General features: G+C 61.8%; 17 protein-coding genes and 1 pseudogene. 9 read left to right on the top strand and 9 right to left on the bottom strand.

The annotated features are described in order from the left end of the window. Positions 1-2,148: retention module-containing protein (locus tag NPS46_RS13880; protein ID WP_274108087.1), on the bottom strand; the 2,148-nt coding region annotated here is incomplete at its 3' end. Between the two features lie 586 nt (positions 2,149-2,734). Here NPS46_RS13880 and NPS46_RS13885 point away from each other — a divergent pair. The 3 genes from NPS46_RS13885 to NPS46_RS13895 are packed head-to-tail and all read left to right on the top strand — an operon-like array spanning position 2,735 to position 7,639. Next, complete coding sequence (locus tag NPS46_RS13885; RefSeq protein WP_274108089.1) at positions 2,735-4,090, top strand: TolC family outer membrane protein; 1,356 nt, start codon at positions 2,735-2,737, stop codon at positions 4,088-4,090. Between the two features lie 27 nt (positions 4,091-4,117). Then, positions 4,118-6,277, top strand: a complete 2,160-nt coding sequence (locus NPS46_RS13890; protein WP_274108090.1) for a type I secretion system permease/ATPase — start codon at positions 4,118-4,120, stop codon at positions 6,275-6,277. A 9-nt stretch (positions 6,278-6,286) separates the two neighbouring features. Continuing rightward, complete coding sequence (locus tag NPS46_RS13895) at positions 6,287-7,639, top strand: HlyD family type I secretion periplasmic adaptor subunit (RefSeq protein ID WP_274108091.1); 1,353 nt, start codon at positions 6,287-6,289, stop codon at positions 7,637-7,639. Positions 7,640-7,738: 99 nt separating this feature from the next. On the opposite strand, the gene NPS46_RS13900 is transcribed toward NPS46_RS13895, so the two are convergent. The 4 genes and pseudogenes from NPS46_RS13900 to NPS46_RS13910 form a co-directional block, all read right to left on the bottom strand. After that, complete coding sequence (locus NPS46_RS13900) at positions 7,739-8,359, bottom strand: tRNA-uridine aminocarboxypropyltransferase (RefSeq protein WP_274108092.1); 621 nt, start codon at positions 8,357-8,359, stop codon at positions 7,739-7,741. A 112-nt stretch (positions 8,360-8,471) separates the two neighbouring features. After that, positions 8,472-9,500, bottom strand: a complete 1,029-nt coding sequence (locus tag NPS46_RS13905) for a methyl-accepting chemotaxis protein (RefSeq protein WP_425312743.1) — start codon at positions 9,498-9,500, stop codon at positions 8,472-8,474. A gap of 222 nt (positions 9,501-9,722) precedes the next feature. Then, a pseudogene (locus tag NPS46_RS25380) lies at positions 9,723-10,037 on the bottom strand (PAS domain-containing protein); the annotation flags it as partial. Between the two features lie 174 nt (positions 10,038-10,211). Continuing rightward, positions 10,212-11,105 (bottom strand): LysR family transcriptional regulator, encoded by an 894-nt coding sequence (locus NPS46_RS13910; protein WP_274108094.1) that lies wholly within the window; start codon positions 11,103-11,105, stop codon positions 10,212-10,214. A gap of 231 nt (positions 11,106-11,336) precedes the next feature. Between NPS46_RS13910 and speB the strand changes: the two genes are divergently transcribed. The 3 genes from speB to NPS46_RS13925 are packed head-to-tail and all read left to right on the top strand — an operon-like array spanning position 11,337 to position 14,255. Further along, on the top strand, positions 11,337-12,287 hold the full coding sequence (speB, locus tag NPS46_RS13915) for an agmatinase (RefSeq protein WP_274108096.1): 951 nt from the start codon (positions 11,337-11,339) through the stop codon (positions 12,285-12,287). Positions 12,288-12,296: 9 nt separating this feature from the next. After that, a complete protein-coding gene (locus NPS46_RS13920) occupies positions 12,297-12,704 on the top strand; it encodes a YybH family protein (RefSeq protein WP_274108098.1) in 408 nt (135 codons plus the stop codon). 54 nt (positions 12,705-12,758) lie between these two features. Then, the gene (locus NPS46_RS13925) at positions 12,759-14,255 is read left to right on the top strand and encodes a purine-cytosine permease family protein (protein ID WP_274108100.1); all 1,497 of its coding nucleotides are present in this window, start codon (positions 12,759-12,761) and stop codon (positions 14,253-14,255) included. 37 nt (positions 14,256-14,292) lie between these two features. Here the strand turns inward: NPS46_RS13925 and NPS46_RS13930 are convergent, their stop codons facing one another. Next, positions 14,293-14,964 (bottom strand): DNA-3-methyladenine glycosylase I, encoded by a 672-nt coding sequence (locus NPS46_RS13930; protein WP_274108102.1) that lies wholly within the window; start codon positions 14,962-14,964, stop codon positions 14,293-14,295. Between the two features lie 59 nt (positions 14,965-15,023). Next, positions 15,024-15,848 (bottom strand): tRNA 2-thiocytidine(32) synthetase TtcA, encoded by an 825-nt coding sequence (gene ttcA, locus NPS46_RS13935; RefSeq protein ID WP_274108104.1) that lies wholly within the window; start codon positions 15,846-15,848, stop codon positions 15,024-15,026. A gap of 321 nt (positions 15,849-16,169) precedes the next feature. Between ttcA and NPS46_RS13940 the strand changes: the two genes are divergently transcribed. After that, a complete protein-coding gene (locus NPS46_RS13940; protein ID WP_274108107.1) occupies positions 16,170-16,772 on the top strand; it encodes a Yip1 family protein in 603 nt (200 codons plus the stop codon). Positions 16,773-16,901: 129 nt separating this feature from the next. Continuing rightward, on the top strand, positions 16,902-17,396 hold the full coding sequence (locus tag NPS46_RS13945) for a SprT family zinc-dependent metalloprotease (protein WP_274108109.1): 495 nt from the start codon (positions 16,902-16,904) through the stop codon (positions 17,394-17,396). Between the two features lie 6 nt (positions 17,397-17,402). On the opposite strand, the gene NPS46_RS13950 is transcribed toward NPS46_RS13945, so the two are convergent. Together NPS46_RS13950 and NPS46_RS13955 are read right to left on the bottom strand one after the other, a co-directional pair. Then, on the bottom strand, positions 17,403-18,584 hold the full coding sequence (locus tag NPS46_RS13950) for a CaiB/BaiF CoA transferase family protein (RefSeq protein ID WP_274108111.1): 1,182 nt from the start codon (positions 18,582-18,584) through the stop codon (positions 17,403-17,405). A 153-nt stretch (positions 18,585-18,737) separates the two neighbouring features. Continuing rightward, a complete protein-coding gene (locus tag NPS46_RS13955; RefSeq protein ID WP_274108112.1) occupies positions 18,738-20,072 on the bottom strand; it encodes a dicarboxylate/amino acid:cation symporter in 1,335 nt (444 codons plus the stop codon). A gap of 334 nt (positions 20,073-20,406) precedes the next feature. Here NPS46_RS13955 and NPS46_RS13960 point away from each other — a divergent pair, with 334 nt between their 5' ends. Then, positions 20,407-21,405, top strand: coding sequence for an AraC family transcriptional regulator (locus NPS46_RS13960; RefSeq protein ID WP_274108113.1), 999 nt, complete (start codon positions 20,407-20,409; stop codon positions 21,403-21,405). Positions 21,406-21,418: the final 13 nt, after the last annotated feature.

Genomic DNA, 21,418 nt, shown 5'->3' on the forward strand with positions numbered 1-21,418 from the left:
GACCAGATTACCCGTGGCCGTTTCCGCAGTACTGGCGGGATTGCTGCCCGTAACCGTGCCGCCTGCTAGGTCAATACCATCCTTGCTGGTATCCAACGCATTTTCATACACCTTCACATCACTATCGGTCCGAGCAGTCAGGCCGCTATCGGCGATATTGATGGTCAAGGTAGTGGTGCTCAGATCACCGTCACCATCACGAATCGTGTAGGTGAACACATCACTCGCACCGGGCGGCGTTACCGCGTTAGGGTTGCTGTGATAGACCGCCACACCTGCTGCATTCAAAGTCAGCGTACCGTAGGTACCGGTAATTGAAGTATTCAAACCGGTATCGACAGTGGCGGTCTGGCTCCCGGCTTTAACGCCGATCACCACCGCACCATCGGCGCCCAAAGTGTCGTTACCCAACACATTGGTGGTGACGCTATTGCCCTCTGTGACTTGGGCCGTATCCGCTTTGGCGGTGGGCACATCGTCGACGATGCTGATCTGGATCGTGCCGTTGACTGTATTGCCCAGGGCATCAGTCGCCGAGTAGGTAAAAGTTTCATTGAGCGCGATATTGGCGCCGTTATCGCCGTTGGGCGTATTGGTCACCGGCGAGGTCAGGGTGTAAGTGTAGGTACCGTCACCATTGATATGAATCTGCCCAAAACTACCGGTATCACTGCCGACCAGAGCAAAGATCAACGGACCGGTGCCGCCCGAGGTGGAGTCGACCAGATTGCCACTGGCGGTTTCTGCCGTGCTGGTTGAGTCGCTACCGGTGACCGTACCTGCGGCCAGATCCGCGCCGTCCTTACTGGTGTCCAGCGCGTTTTCATAGACCTTCACATCGCTATCGGTCTGGGCAGTCAGGCCGCTATCGGTGATATTGATGGTCAAGGTGGTGCTGCTTAGATCGCCATCGCCATCACGGATCGTATAGACAAAAACATCCGTCGCGCCGGGGGGCGTGATGGCATTGGGCGTGCTGTGGTAAACGGCAACGCCTGCGGCATTGATGGTCAATGTGCCGTAGGTGCCATTGATTACGGTGTTCAAACCGCTGTCCAGGTTTTCGATCTGGTCACCGGCCTTGACGCCGACCACCGTCGCGCCGTCAGCACCCCGGGTATCGTTGTCCAGCACCAGTGTGGTGATCGTCGCGCCCTCGATCCCCTGCGCCGTATCGGCCCTGGCCGTAGGCACATCATCAATTACGTTGATATCCAGGCTCGCATCGGCCTGGCTGCCATTGCTGTCGGTGGCATGCACCGCAAAGCTTTCGGGCAGATTATTGGTCCCGCTCCCATCGGGATGGGTTTCACTGGCGACCAGGGTGTAGGTGTAGCTGACCGTCCCCGTGCTCGCATTGAACCCGGTGATGGTCAGAATGCCGTGGGCCGTAGCCTGGAACTGCGGCGTCTGGCTGGGCGCGCCATTGCTGTAGACCTGGATGCCGCCCACGGACAAATTGCTCAGCCCGTCGGGCGCCGAGACCTGGAAGGTACCCTGCTGGGTCAACAGGCCCGGCGCATTGACCGAGCCCTGTGGCAGGTCGGCTTCATTGACCGTCAACTCGCCCCCTTCCACCGCCAGCCCGGTCAGGATGACAGGCCGGTCAGGAGGACTCGGCGCGGCACTGTTGTCCTCGGGAGTAGCCGCCACCCTTCTATCGACAAACTCGGGGATACCGCCAAAACCCGCCGTCGGGAAACCGATAATCGGGTCCACACGACCCGCCACCTCGGTCAGCAACACAAAGGAATGGCCGCCGCCCAGCTCGCCGGTCGCGGTCGAGCCATTCGGGCCGGCAGCGGTGGCTTCAGCGTCCTGGGTCGGGTCGATACCGGCAGCAATGGCTGCCTGGAGTTTTTCCACCGAAGTCAGTTGCGCTTCACTGGGCGTGACCGCTTCAGGGGCATTGACGTGTGGAGCATGCTCGGCCAGCAATTGCGGGCTCAAGTGCAGGCTGCTTGCGCGGCCCAGCGTCAGCTCGCCGCCGTCGCTCAATCTGACCGCTACCGCGCCGGACGCACCGGTCTCCAGTTGCTCACCCGCAAACAACCGATCCCCTTCGGCCAGGGGGCGGCGGCTACCATCCGGCTCCACCGCGAACACCTGACCGATCACTTTGCTCACCACACCGATTAACTGAGCCATAACCACTCCTCCACCGCCAGCTGCGAACAGCCTCTGGTTGTGCAGAAAAGTCTCTACGGTGTACCCGGAAAGCTTGGCCGGTCTCCTGACCAACAGCTATTTACGCAAAGGTAAACAACGTTCCCTCGCCCATTTCATTGCCCCGCTGGCCCCTCGTCATGTGGGTTGTTTAGGCCGCAGGCCCGTCAATGCAACCGCGTGCATCCCGGCGCGGACAACCTCACTTCACGAGCAGCGACATCACTCTAAAACTGGGAAGTGACAAAAAAACGTCACCCATGAGCAATGCCGTTCCATCTCCTCCGCGGCTTCTCCGCCTGCTTTTTCACCTATGAGATGGAACCTTTCAGGTTCCGCCAGAAACTCGTAGAGGCCAGTAAAAACCGGGCCCCTTGAGTTGAACAATGTCGTGGATTACGCCAGACGCATAAGTTTTTTTGTGCATAAGCGTTATGACAAATTCTTCTTAGCTCCGTCTCCAGATGTTCTTAGCTCTGTTGTTACAAGCCTGAAACGGTTTGACCTAAAAATATCGTCATTTTCTTGACAAACACTTGGCACCATTAAGAACAGGGAGTAGTACCTCATGCGCGTCACACGCCCGCTCTACAGCGCGATTCTGCTAGCGATGGCCTGTGCCCAGGCTCAGGCCATGAACCTGACCGAAGCCATCCAAAGCACCATCGCCACGCACCCGGAATTGCAGGCCAGCGAGAACAACCGCCTGTCGGCCGATGAGGATGTGAAGTTCGCCAAGGGCGGCTTCTACCCAAGCCTGGACCTGAACGCCGGTTATGGCCGGGGCTATAGCGACAACACCAATACCCGTGCCCTGGGCAAACACCATACCGAGACACTGAACTACACCCAGTCGGAACTGCGCCTGCGGCAAATGCTTTTCGATGGCTTCAACACCGCCAATGAAGTCGGCCGCACCCAGGCCGTGGTCAACTCGCGCGCCTATTACGCCCAGGGCACTGCCGAAAGCCTGGGCCTGCGCACCATCGAGGTCTATCTCGAAGTGCTCAAGCGTCGCGAACTGGTGACCCTGGCCAAGAACAACCTGCAGGCCCACCTGCGGGTCAACGATCAGATCGGCCTGCGCAGCGAACGTGGCGTGGGCAGCACCGCCGACCTCGATCAGTCCAAAGCACGGCGCGCCCTGGCGGAAAACAATTACCAGACCGCGCTGGTCGACCTGAGCGATGCCGAGTCGAACTTCTTCAGCGCCGTCGGCCGGATGCCCGACGAGCTGGAAGCCCCCGCGTCCATCAAGGGCCAGATGCCACCGAGCCTGGTCGAAGCCCGCCAGGGCATGCTGGAAAACAACCCGTACCTGAGATCGGCCCAGGCCGATGTCCAGGCCGCCGAAAAACAATACGAGGTCGCCAAGTCGCCGTTCTACCCACGCTTTGACGCCGAGGCTGCCGTAGGCGCCAACAACAACCAGCAGGGCCAGGAAGGTCATGACAATGAATGGCGGGTCGGCGTGGTGATGAACTACAACCTGTTCCGCGGCGGCAGCGACAAGGCACGCCTGCAGTCGGACGCGCACAAAATCAACCAGGCCATGGACATCCGCAACAACGCGCTGCGCATGGTCAACGAGAACATGTCCCTGGCCTGGCACGCCATGGAGAACGCCCGAATCCAGACCCCGACTGCCCGTGAATACGCCGAGACCACCACCCGCGTGCGGGCCGCCTACCAGGACCAGTTCGGCCTGGGCCAGCGTACTCTGCTCGATGTGCTCGACAGCGAAAACGAGCTGTACAACGCCAACCGTCGCTACACCGAAGTCCGCTACACCGAGGAGTTCTCGATGTACCGGGTCCTGGCCAATATGGGCGAACTACTGCGCAAGCAGAACGTGGTGCTGCCTGCTGAAGCCATTGCCCAGACCGAGGTGAGAAACGAAGCTCGGCTGCCGGACATGAAGTAGTCATCCCCACCACGGGAGCCACCTCAATTGACCCGAATGGAACCCGCGAACTCAGGCGTCGACCCACGCCTGAGCTTCGACGACCCGCTGCTCGATGGCTTGCTGATCCTGTGCAAGCTGCACGATTGTCCCGTCAGCCGCAGCAGCCTCAGCGCAGGCCTACCGCTCCCCGAACAACGCCTGAGCCTCGCGCTGCTGCCCCGCGCAGCCGCCCGGGCCGGCTTGCAGGCACGCCTGCTGCGCCGTGACCTCATGGCGATTTCCCCGCTCAATCTGCCCGTGCTGCTGATCCTCAAGGACGGTCGCTGCGCCGTGCTACGCCGCTGGGGCGACGACGCCAGGGCGCTGATCCTGCCCTGTGAAGCCGAAGGCGGCGAACAGTGGGTCGACACCGCCGCACTGGCCACCGAATACAGCGGCCAGGCGCTGTTCGCTCGCCCGCGTCATGAACTCGAAGACCTGCGCAGCCCCCTGGTACCGCGGGTCGAAGCCTGGTTTCGCGACACCCTGAAACTGTCACGCTGGCTCTACAGCGACGCGATCCTCGCCAGCTTTCTGATCAACCTGCTGGGCCTGATGGTCCCGCTGTTCGTGATGCAAACCTATGACCGGGTGGTGCCCAACCAGGCGACCTCGACCCTCTGGGTCCTGAGCATCGGCCTGTTGATCGGCACCGGTTTCGAACTGGTGCTGCGCGTGGTCCGTGCCCACCTGCTGGACCAGGCCGGCAAGAAGACCGATGTGATCCTGTCCGCCACGCTGTTCGAGCGCATCATCGGCATGGCCATGAAAGCCCGGCCCTCGACCATTGGCGGCTTCGCCCAGAGCATCCACGACTTCCAGGGCCTGCGCGAATTCCTCACCGCCGTGACCTTGACCAGCCTGATCGACCTGCCCTTTGCCCTGCTGATGCTGGTGGTGATCGGCCTTCTCGGCGGCTGGCTGGTGGTGATCCCGCTGCTGGCCTTCCCTATCACCATTGTCTTTGCCCTGATGATCCAGGTGCGCCTGCGCGACACCGTGCAGAAAAGCCTGAGCCTGGGCGCCGAGCGCCAGGCGCTGTTGATCGAGACCCTGGGTGGCCTGGAAACACTCAAGGCCTGCGGCGCCGAGAGCGAACGCCAGCACCGCTGGGAACACACCCACGGCGCCCTGACCCGCCTGGATAGCCACGCGCGCAACCTCTCGGCCCTGGCCACCAATGGCACGCTGTTCATCCAGCAATTCTCCGGCATGGCGACCATTGTCGCCGGGGTCTACAGCATCATTGCCGGCAATCTCAGTGTCGGCGCACTGGTCGCCTGCTACATGCTCGGCAGTCGCGTGCTGGCGCCGCTGGGGCAGATCGCCGGGCTGATCACCCGCTATCAACAGGCCCAACTGACCATGCGCAGTACCGATGCCTTGATGGCCCTGCCCCAGGAGCGTGAAACCGGCAAGCGACCGCTGGAGCGCACCCAGTTGCACGGCGCCCTGGCCCTGAGCCAGGTCAGCTTTCGCTATCCCGGCCAGAGTGCCCCGGCCCTGGCCAATGTCAGCTTCAGCCTGCAGCCTGGCGAACGGGTCGGCATTATCGGCCGCAGCGGCTCGGGAAAAAGCACCCTGGCACGCCTGGTGATGGGCTTCTTCGCCCCGGATGAGGGGCAACTGCTGCTGGACGGCCTGGACCTGCGCCAAGTGGATATCGCCGACCTGCGCCAGCAGATCGGCTATGTCGCCCATGACCTGCCATTACTGGCCGGCAGCCTGCGCGACAACCTGACCCTGGGCGCGCGCTACGTCAGCGACGCGCGCATGCTTGAAGTCGCTGAATTGACCGGCGTCAGCGAGCTGGCCCGCCAGCATCCGGCCGGCTTCGACCGCCCCGTGGGCGAGCGTGGCCAGTTGCTGTCCGGGGGGCAGCGCCAGGCCGTGCTACTGGCCCGGGCCCTGCTGCTGGACCCACCGATCCTGGTGCTCGACGAACCAACCAGTGCCATGGACAACAGCAGCGAGGATGCCCTGCGCCAACGCCTGCACACCTTGATCGAAGGCAAGAGCCTGCTGCTGGTTACCCACCGCACGTCCATGCTTAGCCTGGTCGATCGCCTGGTGGTGCTGGACAATGGACGTGTCGTCGCCGATGGACCGAAGGACGTGGTGATCGATGCACTGCGCAAGGGCCGTGTTGGCTCGGCCGCGGTCTAGGGGGAATCCATGGCTAGCACCGAAGGTCGCGGGTATCTGAAGAGCCTGGGCAAAAGCGCCGAGAGCGAGTTTCTGCCCGAGGTGGCCGGCGCCTCCCTGGAGGACTCGCCACGGTTGTCGCGCCTGACCGTCTGGCTGGCGGCCGCGCTGATTGTCACGGCCCTGGTCTGGGCGCGCTTTGCCGTGCTCGAGGAAGTGACCATGGGTGAAGGCAAGGCCATCCCCTCCAGCAAGGTTCAGGTGATCCAGAACCTGGAAGGCGGCATCGTCACCGAAATCCTGGTGCACGAGGGCCAAACGGTGAACAAGGGCGACACCCTCCTGCGCCTCGACGACACGCGTTTTCTCTCGAACAAGGGGGAAAGCGAGGCTGACCGCTATGCCCTGACGGCCAAGGTCGAACGCCTCGCCGCCGAAGCCGAGGGCCGGCCGTTCGAGCTGTCGGCTGAAGTCATTGCCAAGGCCCCCCAGGTCGCCGAGGACGAGAAGTCCCTGTACCTGCAACGCCAGCGCCGCTTGAGCAGCGAACAACGGACCCTGACCGAACAGTTGCGCCAGAAGACCCAGGAACTGGCGGAGTTTCGTTCCAAGCAGGATCAATACCGCTCCAGCCTCGGCTTGCTGCAACAGGAAATGAATATGTCGGCACCGCTGGTGAACACCGGCGCGGTTTCGCCGGTAGAGATTCTGCGGCTCAAACGCAGCGCCGTGGAAATTCGCGGCTCACTGGATGCCACCACCCTGGCGATCCCCCGCGCCGAATCGGCGATGAATGAAATCAAGAGCAAGATCGACGAATCGGAGCAGAGCTTTCGCTCGGACGCGGCCAAGGAACTCAACGACAAACGCACGGAGTTGTCCAAGCTGGCGGCCTCCAGCATTGCCATTGATGACCGGGTAAGCCGCACCACCGTGGTCTCGCCGGTCTATGGCATCGTCAAGCAATTGAAGGTCAATACCATTGGCGGCGTGGTCCAGCCGGGCAGCGACATGGTCGAAGTGGTGCCCCTGGAAGACAACCTGCTGATCGAAGCCAGGGTCCGTCCCCAGGACGTCGCCTTTCTAAGGCCTGGGCAAAAAGCCATGGTCAAGTTCAGTGCCTACGACTACACCATCTATGGCGGCCTGAGTGCGCGCCTGGAACTGATCGGCGCCGACACCATTACCGACGACAAGGGCAACAGCTTCTATCTGATCCAGGTGCGTACCGACAAAAACCACCTGGGTGGCGACAACAAGCCGCTGCTGATCATTCCCGGAATGATTGCCACGGTGGACATCATTACCGGCGAGAAGAGCGTGCTCGACTACCTGCTCAAGCCAGTGCTCAAGGCCCGTACCGAAGCCTTGCGTGAACGCTAGGCCCTTGCAGCAGTACCGTCAGGGGCCTGCGAATACGCCGCACGGGCCAATCAAGGGTTTACCCACGCGCTGCGTCCGGACGTTGCCTAGGGGCAACGGCTACACGCTTTCGCCTCTCGCCTGGCCGAGATGATTACGCTGGTAGGTTTCCTCGCCCATGGCCGCAATCTGTCCTTCGATCAATGCCTCGAACGGGGCCAGCAATGCCGCGAACGAGGCCGGCGCCTCCAATACGTCCAGGGCCTGTACGATCGCTTCAAGGGTCGACAACGCCCCCGGCCCGGGTGCCTTGCGCAAGCGATATCGCGACACCGAACCCTCGGCCAGGGTCACCCGAGGCAGGGCCGCCAGTAGCGGATTGAGGTGCAGCAATTTGCGCGCCTTTTTCCAGGTGCCATCAGGCACGACCAGCAGGACCGCCAACTCATCATCCACCCTGGTGCACGCCTGCAACGGCTGTGCATCCTCCCCCGGAAACAGCAGGTAGGCTCGATACCCCGGCGGATTGAGCAACGTCGCCAGGTCCTCGAACACCTCGCCTACCGCCAAGCACGCATTGTTGAGCCCCAGCACCGCCAGCCGCGCAGTATTCAACGCATGCTCGACCTCACTGGGGTGCTGCAGCACCAGCAGCCGGGTCCGGCTGTCCAGTTGCGGAATCAGCGCGCACAGGCAATGGGAGAGCGGACGTGCGCAACGCGCACAGCGGGGGCGAGACATAGACACAAAAGCTCCTGGCGGGGCAGCCATAAGCTGCAAGCGATAAATTTTAAGCGGCCGGCTCCAAGGTTCATAGCGCTTAAAACTTGTCGCTTGCAGCTTGCCGCGACCTTTATCGGCTGAAGCGCTCGGCCAGGCGGTGCAGGTATTCGGCCATGTTTTCCAGTTCCAGGCTGATCTGCGCCCCTTCGCGGGCCTGGCCGGCGCTGTGGTCGCAGAGCTGGGCGATACGGGTGATCTGCTGGTTGATATCTTCGGCCACATGGGTCTGCTGCTCGGAGGCCGTCGCCATTTGCTGGCTCATGCCACTGATACGGTTAACCGCCTGGGAGATGCCCACCAATGCCGCTTGCACTGCCTCGACACTGCTGACGCTGTCGCGCGATATCTGTTCGCCACGGCTCGCGGTCTGCACCGCACGCTCGGCACCGTTTTGCAGGGAACTGATGATCTGATGAATCTGCTCGGTAGACGCCCGGGTACGCATGGCCAGAGAGCGCACTTCATCGGCCACCACGGCAAAACCGCGCCCCTGCTCGCCCGCACGCGCCGCTTCTATTGCGGCATTGAGCGCCAGTAGGTTGGTCTGCTCGGCAATCGAGGTGATGACGTCGGCAACGCTGCCAATGGACTGGGTTTCCTCGGCAAGGGCATTGACCGCCTGGCCGATTTCGCTGACGGCCTGGCTCATCTGCGACATGGCCTGCAAACTCTGCCCCGCCAGGCCACTGCCTTCGCGCGCCAGCTTGTCCGCATCGGCCGCCGCGGCTGCGGTGTCCTGGACGTTGTGCGTAACCTGCTGGATCGTCGCGGCCATCTCGGCGATGGCGGTGGCCGACTGATCGGTTTCATTGCGCTGGCGATCCAGCAACTCGGCCTGCGAAGCAGACAAGCTGGACGACTGCGCAGCCCGCTCCTTGACGCTGATACCCGCGTCAACCAAGCGGGTCAGGGCCGTCTGCAATCGCGCTTCCTCGCTGAACATCGCCAGGTCCAGGCGCGCCTGCATGCCCGGGCTATCGCTGTAAGTCAGCGCGACCAAGGGGCTGCTGAAAGCCTTGGGATGTTCGGAAAGGGTCTGTTGGACCGTCCGGCGCTGGCGCCGTTCGTTCAGCAGCCAGGCCGCAACCAGCGCCAGCATCGGCACGACCAGTGCCAGCACCCCGGAAAGCAGGTAGTAGCTGGCGACAAACACCAGCCCGGTCACCATGAAAGGCCATCCATGCGCCAGCCCCTGCAGCACCCGAGTCGCCGGCGAGACCGCTGACTTACCGGCGCGCAACCGCGCGTAAAGGCTGGATGCACGGCGAATCTGCGCGCGACTGGGCACCGAACGAACCGACTCGTAACCGCTGATCTTCCCGCCTTCATAAATGGCCGTCACATAGGCACTGACCCAGTAGTACTCGCCATTTTTCGCACGATTCTTGACCACCCCCATCCACGGTTTCCCCTGCCGGATGGTCTCCCACATATGAGCAAATACCGAAGGGGGCATATCCGGATGGCGCACCAGGTTATGGGTCTGACCGATCAGCTCTTCGTGGGTAAAACCACTGATGGCCACAAAGGCTTCATTGCAGTAAGTGATATGGCTATCGAGGTCGGTCGTGGAAATGAGGCGTTGATCGGCGGGGAAGGTTCTTTCCTGATCAGTCACGGGAAGATTCGTACGCATCGTGCGATACCTGCTTTTTATAATGAATGTAAATTCATCTTAAGCAGAATGAATTATCTTCATCCTGAGCAAAGTGTAGCTAAAGCTCTAGGAAGTGCTAAAAAGCCATAAAAAAAATAAGTAATTACATAATTTATTTATATCTCATCAACTTACGACAAATTAATAAAAAAATTAGGCGGAATTAAGATGACTTTTCAGCAGCTCCCGGAAAGTCTGGATGAGCGATTCGCGACTACGGCCCCGACGAACGATCATGGAGAAGGGTGCCTGGTAGCCGAAAGTCGCGGGCAGCAAAACACGTAGATCGCCCTTGTCGACCCAGGCCTGGGCATAGTGCTCAGGCAGGTAACCGATATAGGCGCCGGAGAGCACCAGGATCAGTTGCGCCTCCATACTCTCCACCGTCGCCGCGCTACGTTTGAAGCCATGGCGCGCCAGTTCGGCCTGGCTCCAGTAACCCCGCCCGACCATGCGTTGCTGGGTAATGAGTAGCTCGGGAATACGCCGCTCGTTGAACAGCGGATGCCGATTGCTGCAATACAGCCAGTGCTGCTCGCGGTAGAGCGGCTGGTAGAGCAGCCCGCTCATGCGAGTACTGAACGCACCGATGGCCAGGTCCAGGCGATTGTCCTGCACACCGAGTTGCAACTCGTAAGGGCTCATCACCGACAGATGCAAATGCACCGCCGGATGCTCCTGGCTGTAGGCACCAATGGCCTGGGCGAACGGTAGCGCCTGGTCGCTGACCGTGGAGTCGATCACGCCCAGGTTAAGGGTGCCGCGCAACTCGCCCTTGAGCGCCGCGGCGTACTGCTCGAAGCCTTCGAGTTCGCCCAGCAGGCGCAGGGTCTCCTGATGGAACAACTCGCCCTTGCTGGTCAGGCTGAACCCGCCCCGGCCGCGATGACACAACACCAGCCCCAGCGCGCTCTCCAGTTGGCTCATATAAGTGCTGATCGCCGAGGTCGACAGGTTCAGCTCGTGCTGGGCATTGGCAAAGCCCTGATGGCGCACCACGCTGACAAAGATGCGCAACAGCTTGAGATCGGGCAATGCACTGGCCATGGCGGCTCCGAAAAAGGGGGGGTGACAACCGGACAGCACGCCGGAACTGAGCACCGGGTGAGCCTATCGAAGTGCCCGGCATTAGTTTAGAAATTTCTGAACTAAGTATTTACCCCCAGGGATTCTTCCCGGCCAGCGGCTTTTGCAAAATCGGCCTCCATCGGTTTCGCGCAGACCGCCCCGTGCGCCGCGCAACCTACAACTATAAAAAGCCAGAGTGAGGCCACTGCCGTGGACAAGATTCTTCACCAGCCCCTGGGTGGCAATGAAATGCCGCGCTTCGGCGGCATCGCCACCATGATGCGCCTCCCCCACCTGACCAGCGCCGCCGGCCTGGATGTCGCCTTTGTCGGCGTCCCGCTGGATATCGGTACGTCGCTGCGCGCCGGCACCCGTTTCGGCCCCCGGGAAATCCGCGCCGAGTCGGTGATGATCCGCCCCTACAACATGGCGACCGGGGCTGCGCCCTTCGACTCGCTGTCGGTGGCCGATATCGGCGATGTGGCGATCAACACCTTCAATCTGCTCGATGCCGTGCGCATCATCGAAGAAGCCTACGACGAGATTCTCCAGCACCCGGTCATTCCCCTGACCCTGGGCGGCGACCACACCATTACCTTGCCGATCCTGCGCGCACTGCATAAAAAGCACGGCAAAATCGGCCTGGTGCACATCGATGCCCATGCCGACGTGAACGACCATATGTTCGGCGAGAAAATCGCCCACGGCACCACCTTTCGCCGCGCCGTGGAAGAAGGCCTGCTCGATTGCGACCGCGTGGTGCAAATCGGCCTGCGCGCCCAGGGCTACACCGCCGAAGACTTCAACTGGAGCCGCAAGCAGGGCTTTCGCGTGGTCCAGGCCGAAGAGTGCTGGCACCGCTCGCTGGCGCCACTGATGGCCGAGGTCCGCGAACAGGTCGGCGGCGGCCCGGTCTACCTGAGCTTCGATATCGACGGGATCGACCCGGCCTGGGCCCCCGGCACCGGCACGCCGGAAATCGGTGGGCTGACCACCATCCAGGCCATCGAGATTATCCGCGGTTGCCAGGGCCTCGAACTGATCGGCGGCGATCTGGTAGAAGTCTCGCCGCCCTACGACACCAGCGGCAACACCTCGCTGCTCGGCGCCAATCTGCTCTACGAGATGCTCTGCGTCCTTCCCGGCGTAGTCCATCGCTGAGGAGCGACCATGAACGAACAGCACTCCGTACTCCAAGCCGCGGCCCAGTTGGTCGAGGCCTTTGCCCGCAATGATCGCGAAGCTTACTTCGCTGCGTTCAGCGTCGACGCCAGCTTCGTGTTCCACACCCTCGACCAGCCGCTGTTGTCACGCGCCGCCTACCAGGCGTTGTGGGACCGCTGGCGCTGTGAGGACGGTTTCGAAGTGCTGTCGTGCACGTCGAGCAATGCCTTCGTCAGCCTGCAGGGTGATGTGGCGATTTTCCTGCATGACGTGGCCACCGAGTTGCGCGTGCAGGGGGAGCAACTGTTTAGCCAGGAGCGCGAGACCATTGTGTTTCGCCGAGAACAACAAGGCCGCTGGCTGGCCTGCCATGAACATTTATCCGCAATGCCGGAAGGGCTGCCACCCCCTTAGCCAAGCCAGTGACGCCCCCACACGAGGGGCGCACTTCAATAATCGGAGCTGGTGATGAATAACAAAAACAACGAAACAAGCCTCAGTGCCATTGAAACCAACGGGGTCGAACAGATTCCCGACCACGAACGCAGCGCTCGACCGACCGATCTCTTCCGGATGATTTTCGGCGGCGCCAATACCTTTGCCACCGCCGTGCTCGGCAGCTTCCCGGTGCTGTTCGGCCTGTCGTTCCAGGCCGGAGCCCTGGCGATTTTGCTGGGTGTGCTGGTCGGCTCGCTGATCCTCGCGCCCATGGGCCTGTTCGGCCCGCTCAACGGGACCAACAATGCGGTGTCTTCAGGCGCGCACTTTGGCGTACACGGACGGATCGTCGGTTCATTTCTGTCGTTGCTGACCGCCATCGCGTTTTTCTCGCTGTCGGTGTGGAGCTCCGGCGATGCCCTGATCGGCGGGGCCAAGCGCCTGGTCGGCCTGCCGGAAACCGACCTGACCCTGGGCCTGGCCTATGGCGTGTTCGCGATCCTGGTGCTGACCGTCTGCATCTATGGCTTTCGCTTTCTGCTGTGGGTCAGCAAGGTCGCGGTCTGGAGTGCCAGCCTGCTATTCCTGCTGGGGCTGTTCGCCTTCTCCGGCACCTTCGATGTGCACTTTTCCGGGTCTGTCGGCCTGGGCCAGCCCGGCTTCTGGGCCGCCTTTATCGGCGCGGCGCTGGTGGCCATGAGTAACCCGATTTCCTTCGGCGCATTCCTCGGCGACTGGTCGCGCTATATCCCGCGCCATACCTCCAAGGGGCGGATCATGCTGGCCGTGTTGCTGTCGCAAGTCGCCACCCTGATCCCCTTTATGTTTGGCCTGTGCACCGCCACCATCGTCGCGATCAAGGCGCCGGACTATATTGCCGCGAACAACTATGTCGGCGGTCTGCTGGCGGTTTCACCCAGCTGGTTTTTCCTGCCGGTCTGCCTGATCGCCATTGTCGGCGGCATGTCCACCGGCACCACGGCGCTCTATGGCACCGGGCTGGACATGTCCAGCGTGTTTCCCCGGGCACTGTCGCGGGTCAGGGCCACGCTGCTGATTGGCGTGCTGTCGATTGCCTTTATCTTTATCGGGCGCTTTGCCGCGAACCTGGTCCAGAGCGTGTCGACCTTCGCCGTGCTGATCATCACCTGCACCACGCCCTGGATGGTGATCATGATTATCGGCCTGCTCAAGCGTCGCGGTTTCTACTGCCCCGATGACCTGCAGGTCTTCACCCGTGGCGAACAGGGCGGCCGCTACTGGTTCACCCACGGCTGGAACTGGCGCGGCCTGGGTGCCTGGATCCCCAGCGCTTTGGTGGGGTTGTGCTTCGTCAACCTGCCGGGGCAGTTTGTCGGCCCGCTGGGTAACCTGGCCGAAGGTATCGATATCAGCCTACCGGTGACCCTGGGCCTGGCTTCGGTGGTGTACCTGAGCCTACTGACGCTGTTCCCCGAGCCTGCCGCCGTGTATGGCCACCAGGGCCAGGCCAGTAGCGTTGCACAAGCCAGCCCCGAGGCGGCGTGAACGTCCGGCCCCGGGACCGTCGTCACGGGGCCAGTTTTCAATGGTTGACGGTATAGGCCAGCATCATCGAGATCTGACACAGCGGCCGGCCGCTTTCGGCCTGCCACTGGTTGAAGGCCTGCTGAACGATCGCCCGATCACGCTGGCTGCTCGGCACGCGGTCGACGATGCCCTGGGCATTGAGCGCGGCCACCACATCGTTGCTCGGCACGAAGGTGTCCTTGCCGACCATGCGCAGGAAGCGCGGTGCCGACAACCCACCCAACTGATGGCCGTGCTTGGCCAGGTACTGCCACAACCCGACGATATCGTTGACCGGCCAGTCGGCGAGAAACGCGCCGAAGCTGCCCTTCTCCTTCGCCACATCCAGCACCAGTTGGGCATTGCGCGGTACGCTCTTGAGCTTGCCCAGGTGGCGGATAATCCGCGTATCCTGCATCAGTCGCTCCAGGTGCTCGGCGCCCATCAGCACCACCTTCTGCGGCTCAAAACCGAAAAACACTTCTTCAAAGGCCGGCCACTTGGCATCCACCAGGCTGTGCTTGAGCCCTGCCCGAAAAACCCGCAGGGCCAGGGTCGACAGATAACGATCGTCGCTGACCTGACGCAGTTGCTCGGCGGTCTTGGGCACTGGCAGATGGGCTTCCAGCTCGGCTGCCGAACCAAAGCGGTTCAGACAGAATTCATGCAGCCATTTGTAGTCGCGCATGCCCTCTCCTGTAGGTCATCGGGGACCGGCGCCGAACAGCGCCGGGGTTCAGCCTTGAGTCACAGATTGACCACGTTGACGAAACGCGAGGCCGCGGTTTCGTCGATACGCAGGTTGGTGAAGTCGAACAGGTTACGGTCGGCCAACTGGGACGGCACGACGTTCTGCAAGCCGCGGAAAATGCTTTCGGTGCGCCCCGGCGTCTTGCGCTCCCACTCCTGCAGCATTTCCTTGACCACCTGGCGCTGCAGGTTCTCCTGGGAGCCGCAGAGGTTACAGGGGATGATCGGGAACTGCTTGAGATCGGAATAGGCCTGGATATCCTTTTCATTGCAGTAGGCCAGCGGGCGAATCACCACATTGCGTCCGTCGTCGGCGCGCAGCTTGGGCGGCATGGCCTTGAGCGAGCCGTTGTAAAACATATTGAGGAAGAAGGTTTCGACGATATCGTCGCGGTGATGACCGAGAGCCATTTTGGTCGCCCCGATTTCATCGGCAAAGGTGTACAGCGTGCCGCGACGCAGGCGCGAGCACAGCGAGCAGGTGGTCTTGCCCTCGGGGATCAATTCCTTGACCACCGAATAGGTGTCCTTCTCGACGATGTGGTACTCGACGCCCAGGCTTTGCAGGTAGGCCGGCAGCACGTCCTCGGGAAAGCCCGGCTGCTTCTGGTCCATGTTCACGGCAACGATATCGAACTTGATCGGGGCGACTTTCTGCAGGTGCATCAGCACATCGAGCAGGGTGTAGCTGTCCTTGCCGCCGGACAGGCAGACCATCACCTTGTCACCCTCCTCGATCATATTGAAGTCGGCAATGGCCTCGCCGGCCTGGCGCCGAAGCCGTTTCTGCAATTTGTTCTGGTTGACCGAAAGAGTGCCCATAGCGCCTGAAGTCCGCGAGATATGACGAAAAGCCGGGGATTTTACCTGCAAAAATCCTGGCGGACAAAAGCGCTGCGCCCCGGCCGCCCTACCGCCTGTCACCCCCACCCGGCGGAAAAATGGACGAGAACCCCGCGGATAATCAGCTAATGCGATTAACAGCCGGGCCGACAGCGCGATTTGCTCTAAAGGCCACGACTCACATGGGCCAAGCCTTTCTATACTCGCCAGTAAGGTCGTGAAAAACCTTGGCTTGCTCGGCTGATTGGCCCGTAAGCGCTCCTTTGGGGGGCGATGGCAATAACAATAGGAGTGACTGGCATGATCCATCACGTAGTGGGACTCTTCACCCACCCTGATCAGGAGTGGCGCGAAATCCGCGGCGATGCCGAAGAAAGCATCAGCCATATGTACCTCACCCATACCTTGATCCTCGCCGCGATCCCGGCGGTTTCTGCCTTTATCGGCACGACCCAGGTCGGCTGGGTCATCGGCAGTCGCGCACCGGTCATGCTGACGGTTGAAAGCGCACTGTGGATGACCGTCATGTCGTACCTGGCCATGCTCGGTGGTGTCGCGGTCATGGCCGCGTTTGTCCACTGGATGGCCCGCACCTACGACGCCAGCCCCAGCCTGGCCCGTTGCGTCGCCTTCGCGACCTACACAGCTACGCCACTGTTTATCGGTGGACTTGCGGCGTTGTACCCGCATATGTGGCTGGGGATGATCGTCGGCACCGCAGCCATCTGCTACACGGTGTACCTGCTGTATGTCGGCCTGCCGACGTTCATGAACATACCCTCGGATGAAGGCTTCCTGTTTTCCAGCTCGGTCCTGGCCGTCGGCTTGGTGGTGCTGGTGGCGATCATGGCGTTTACCGTGATTGTCTGGGGCCTGGGCGTCGGCCCGGTATACACCAACTAGCCACGGGCATGCGCCCGCACAGGCCGCCCCAGGGCGGCCTTTTCATGTGCGGATTACCGTCGGGCGGCTGATGGATTCGGAAAACCCGGAATTTGCGGCATACTCGCCCGTACTGGAGAGCCGTCAAGCATGCCCGAGTCACTCAATACCCGTGTCGAAGACTGTTTCAAACAAGCCGAAGCCTTTTTCAAACGTCCTTTCAAGCGCCCCCTGGTCAGCCTCAAGCTGCGTGGCCAGAAGGCCGGCGTTGCCCACCTGCATGAGAACCTGCTGCGCTTCAACCCGCAGCTGTATCGGGAAAACAGCGAGGATTTCCTCAAGCAGACCGTGGCTCACGAAGTGGCCCACCTGATTGCCCATCAACTGTTCGGCGACCGGATCCAGCCCCACGGCGAGGAGTGGCAACTGATCATGCGCGGGGTCTACGAATTGCCGCCCAATCGCTGCCACACTTATGCGATCAAGCGTCGTAGCGTCACCCGCTATATCTACCGCTGCCCGTGCGCCAACAGCGACTTCCCGTTCTCGGCCCAGCGCCACAACCTGGTCCGCCAGGGCCGGCGCTACTTGTGCCGACGCTGCCGGGAAACCCTGGTGTTCAGCGGGGAAACCCGGATCGAGTAGCGCGGTTTAACCCAGCACCCCGGCCTCGCGCAACCGGACCACCTGCGTCTCGCTGTAACCCAGTTCACGCAATACCTCCTCGCTATGGGCGCCCAGCGCCACACCGATATGGCGGGGAGCCGCCAACCCGGCAGAAAACTTCAACGGGCACGCCATCTGCGCCTGCGGGCTGGCGCCTTCGCGCGGCACCTGCGTCACCAGCTCGCGTGCCTGCAGATGCGGATGGGCCACCGCCTCGCCCAGGCTCAAGACCGGCTCGACGCAAGCGTCGAGCTCGGCAAACAGCGCGCAGAGTTCGGCAAAGTCATGGCGTTCGAACGCCACCTGCAAGGCCTGCTTGAGCGCCTGTTGCTGTTCGGCCTTGGGCGACAAGCCCAGCGCCGCCAGTTCGGGGCAACCCAGCGCCGTGCACAGGCGCTGCATAAAGACCGGCTCCAGGCTGCCCACCGACAGCCAGCGACCGTCCCGGCTGCGGTAGTAATCGTAGAAACTGCCGCCATTGAGCAACTGCCCTTCGGGCTCCGGTTCCACACCACAGGCCAGGTAGCCAGCACCCGCCATGGCATTCAGGCTGAAGGCACAGTCGGTCATGCTCACATCCACCCACTGCCCCTCGCCGCTGTGCTGGCGGGCAATCACCGCCGCCAGCAGGCCGACCACCCCGTGCAGCGAGCCACCCGCCACATCGGCGACCTGCACGCCCAACGGCAGCGGGCCGCTGTCACGGCGCCCGGTATGGCTGGCCACGCCGGCCAGGGCCAGGTAATTGAGGTCATGCCCGGCGCGGTCACGGTAGGGCCCGCTCTGGCCATAGCCCGTAATGGAAACGTAGATCAGCCGCGGATTCAGCGCCTTGAGTGCTTCATAGCCGAGCCCCAGGCGCTCCATCACACCCGGGCGAAACTGTTCGAGCACGATGTCGTATTCCAGCACCAACTGGCGAACCACTTCCAGCGCCTCGGGATGCTTGAGGTCCAGCGCCAGGCTGCGCTTGTTGCGGTTGAGGTAGGCATGGCTGGCGCTGACTCCGCCATCGAATGGCGGCAGCACCCGCAGCAGGTCGGTACGTGTCGGCGATTCGATACGCAGCACCTGGGCGCCCATATCGGCCAACAGCAACGAGGCGAACGGTCCCGGCAGCAGCGTAGAGAAATCGAGAACCTTGAGTGAGGCCAGTGGACCGTGCATGGGTACGCCTTTTTCCATCCCGAGAAGCCCATAGCCTAGGCAACCCGAGCGCTGCCGGCAATCACCCCGCCGCTCATGCACAGTGACCCAAACGCTCGAATCGCAGGCACAAAAAAGCCCATCCGAAGATGGGCTTTCAGTGACGTCTGGAACTTACTTGAGGGTCGCTGGCGCTGGACCTTCGGCTACGCCCAGGTCGTCCGTGGCGCGCTCGTCGGCGATACCACGACCGCCGGAAGCCAGCTCGGTCTGCAGCTTGTCTTCATCCAGCTCATTGACCCACTTAGCCACGACCAGGGTCGCCACGGCGTTGCCCACCAGGTTGGTCAGGGCACGGGCTTCGGACATGAAGCGGTCGATCCCCAGGATCAGCGCCAGGCCGGCCACCGGCAGATGGCCAACGGCCGACAGGGTCGCCGCCAGTACGATAAAGCCGCTACCGGTCACACCCGCCGCGCCTTTGGAGGACAGCAGCAACACCAGCAACAGGGTGATCTGATGGGTGATGTCCATGTGGGTGTCGGTCGCCTGGGCGATAAACACGGCCGCCATGGTCAGGTAGATCGAAGTCCCGTCCAGGTTGAACGAGTAGCCGGTTGGAATCACCAGGCCGACCACGGATTTCTTCGCGCCCAGGCGTTCCATCTTGATCAGCATGCGTGGCAGCGCCGACTCCGACGACGAGGTGCCCAGCACGATCAGTAGCTCTTCACGGATGTAACGGATCAGCTTCAGTACGCTGAAGCCGTGGGCCCGGGCAATGGCGCCGAGCACCACCACCACGAACACCACGCAGGTGATGTAGAAGCAGATCATCAGCTGGCCCAGTTGCACCAGCGAACCGACGCCATAGGCACCGATGGTGAAGGCCATGGCGCCCAGGGCACCCAGCGGCGCGAGCTTCATGATCATGTTGATGATGTTGAACATCACGTGGGCGAAGCGATCGATAAAGTCCAGCACCGGACGACCGTAGTCACCCAGGCGATGCAGGGCAAAACCGAAAATCACCGAGAACATCAGCACTTGCAGGATATCGCCGGTGGCGAAAGCACCCACGATGGTCGACGGAATCACATTGAGGATAAAGCCGACAATGCTCTGGTCCGCGCCAGCGGTCACATAGGCGGCGACTTTCGAAGCGTCCAGGGTTGCAACGTCGATATGCATGCCATTACCCGGCTGCACGACGTTGACCACGACCAGGCCGATCAGCAACGCCAGGGTCGAAACGATTTCAAAGTACAACAGTGCATAACCACCGGTCTTGCCCACCGACTTCATGCTCTGCATGCCGGCGATCCCGCTGACCACCGTACAGAAGATGATCGGTGCGATGACCATTTTGATCAGCTTGATAAAGCCGTCGCCCAGCGGCTTGAGCGCCACGCCGGTCTGGGGATAGAAGTGGCCGAGCAGGATGCCGATAGCGATGGCTACGACCACCTGGAAATACAGGGATTTGTACAGTGGCTGACGAGTCGTCATTGCGAAGTTCCTCAAGAGTACCGCCCGCTTCATCCATCCGAGCGTGGCGAGACCTAAAGCGCGAACCCTCCTGCACTGGAGGGATTTGTTTTTGGCGAGCTGCGCGGGGCAGACCTGATGCCCCTATCGCAAAGCCCGTGCCATTTCCCGAAAATATTGCTACAGCCTTTGTCCAGCACGGCTTGCAGGTATTTTTACGGGGTTCGCCCCCCTTGATTCGCTTGGCGGATTTCCGCCCATGAGCTGAAATGCACCCGCGGATTTGGCGGATATCCGCCTTGTTCGTCGCGGATCGCGTGGCTACTATCGGCCACTTATCGGATGAGTCGACTTTATGCGCGAACGCACCATCGCCAGTCACTTCGCCCGCGCTGCCCTGGGCGGCGCCCGTCGTCGTGGCTATGACTACGGTCCCCTGCTCCAGCAGTTGGGGATCAGCCCCGAACTGCTCGAAGAGCCCCGTGCGCGGCTGGACCCGGAGCAGTTCAGCCGCCTGGTGCAGGCGATCTGGCGGGTCCTGGACGATGAATACCTGGGCTTTGGCCAGGGACGCAGCAAGCGCGGCACATTCGCCATGATGTGCCACACCCTCATCCACAGCCCAACCCTGGAGAAAGCGCTCAGACGCGGCCTGTTGTTTTACAGTTTGTTCCCCGAAGCCCCGCTTTTTCGCCTGGAACAGGAAGGCGAATGGGCTCGCCTGAGCCTGGACGACAGCAATCTCTGGGACCCGGATTACTTTGTCAGCGAGAGCTTGCTGGTGATCTGGCATCGCCTGGGCAGTTGGCTGATTGGCCAGCGTATCCGCCTCGAACAGGTGCGTTTTCGCCACCCGAAGCCGGCCCATGGCAGCGAGTACGACCTGATGTTCCCCTGCGCACTGGCGTTCGACGCCGCGGATAACAGCCTGTTGTTCCATAGCCGTTACCTGGCCATGCCGTTGCTGCAGGACGAACGCACCCTCAAGCACTTCCTCCAGCGCACGCCGGGCAACCTGCTGTCGCGCCCGGACGATGGCGACAGCCTGAGCAGCCAGCTAAGGCGCCTGCTGAGCCGCGATGCCAGCAACTGGCCGGACCTGGAGTCGATTGCCAAGCACCTGCATATAAGCCCACAGACCCTGCGCCGGCATTTGCGTGAGGAGGGTTCGAGCTTTCAGGGACTCAAGGACGAGCTGCGGCGGGATATCGCCATCTATCATCTGGGGCGCGCCGACCTGTCCCTGCAACAGATCGCCGAGCAGTTGGGTTTCTCCGAACCCTCGGCTTTTCATCGAGCGTTCAAGAAGTGGACGGGGCTGACCCCGGGCGCCTATCGCGCCCGTGAACACTGACCCACCTGTCGCC

The organism is Pseudomonas putida (genome assembly GCF_028682395.1).
Lineage (GTDB): Bacteria > Pseudomonadota > Gammaproteobacteria > Pseudomonadales > Pseudomonadaceae > Aquipseudomonas > Aquipseudomonas putida_AB.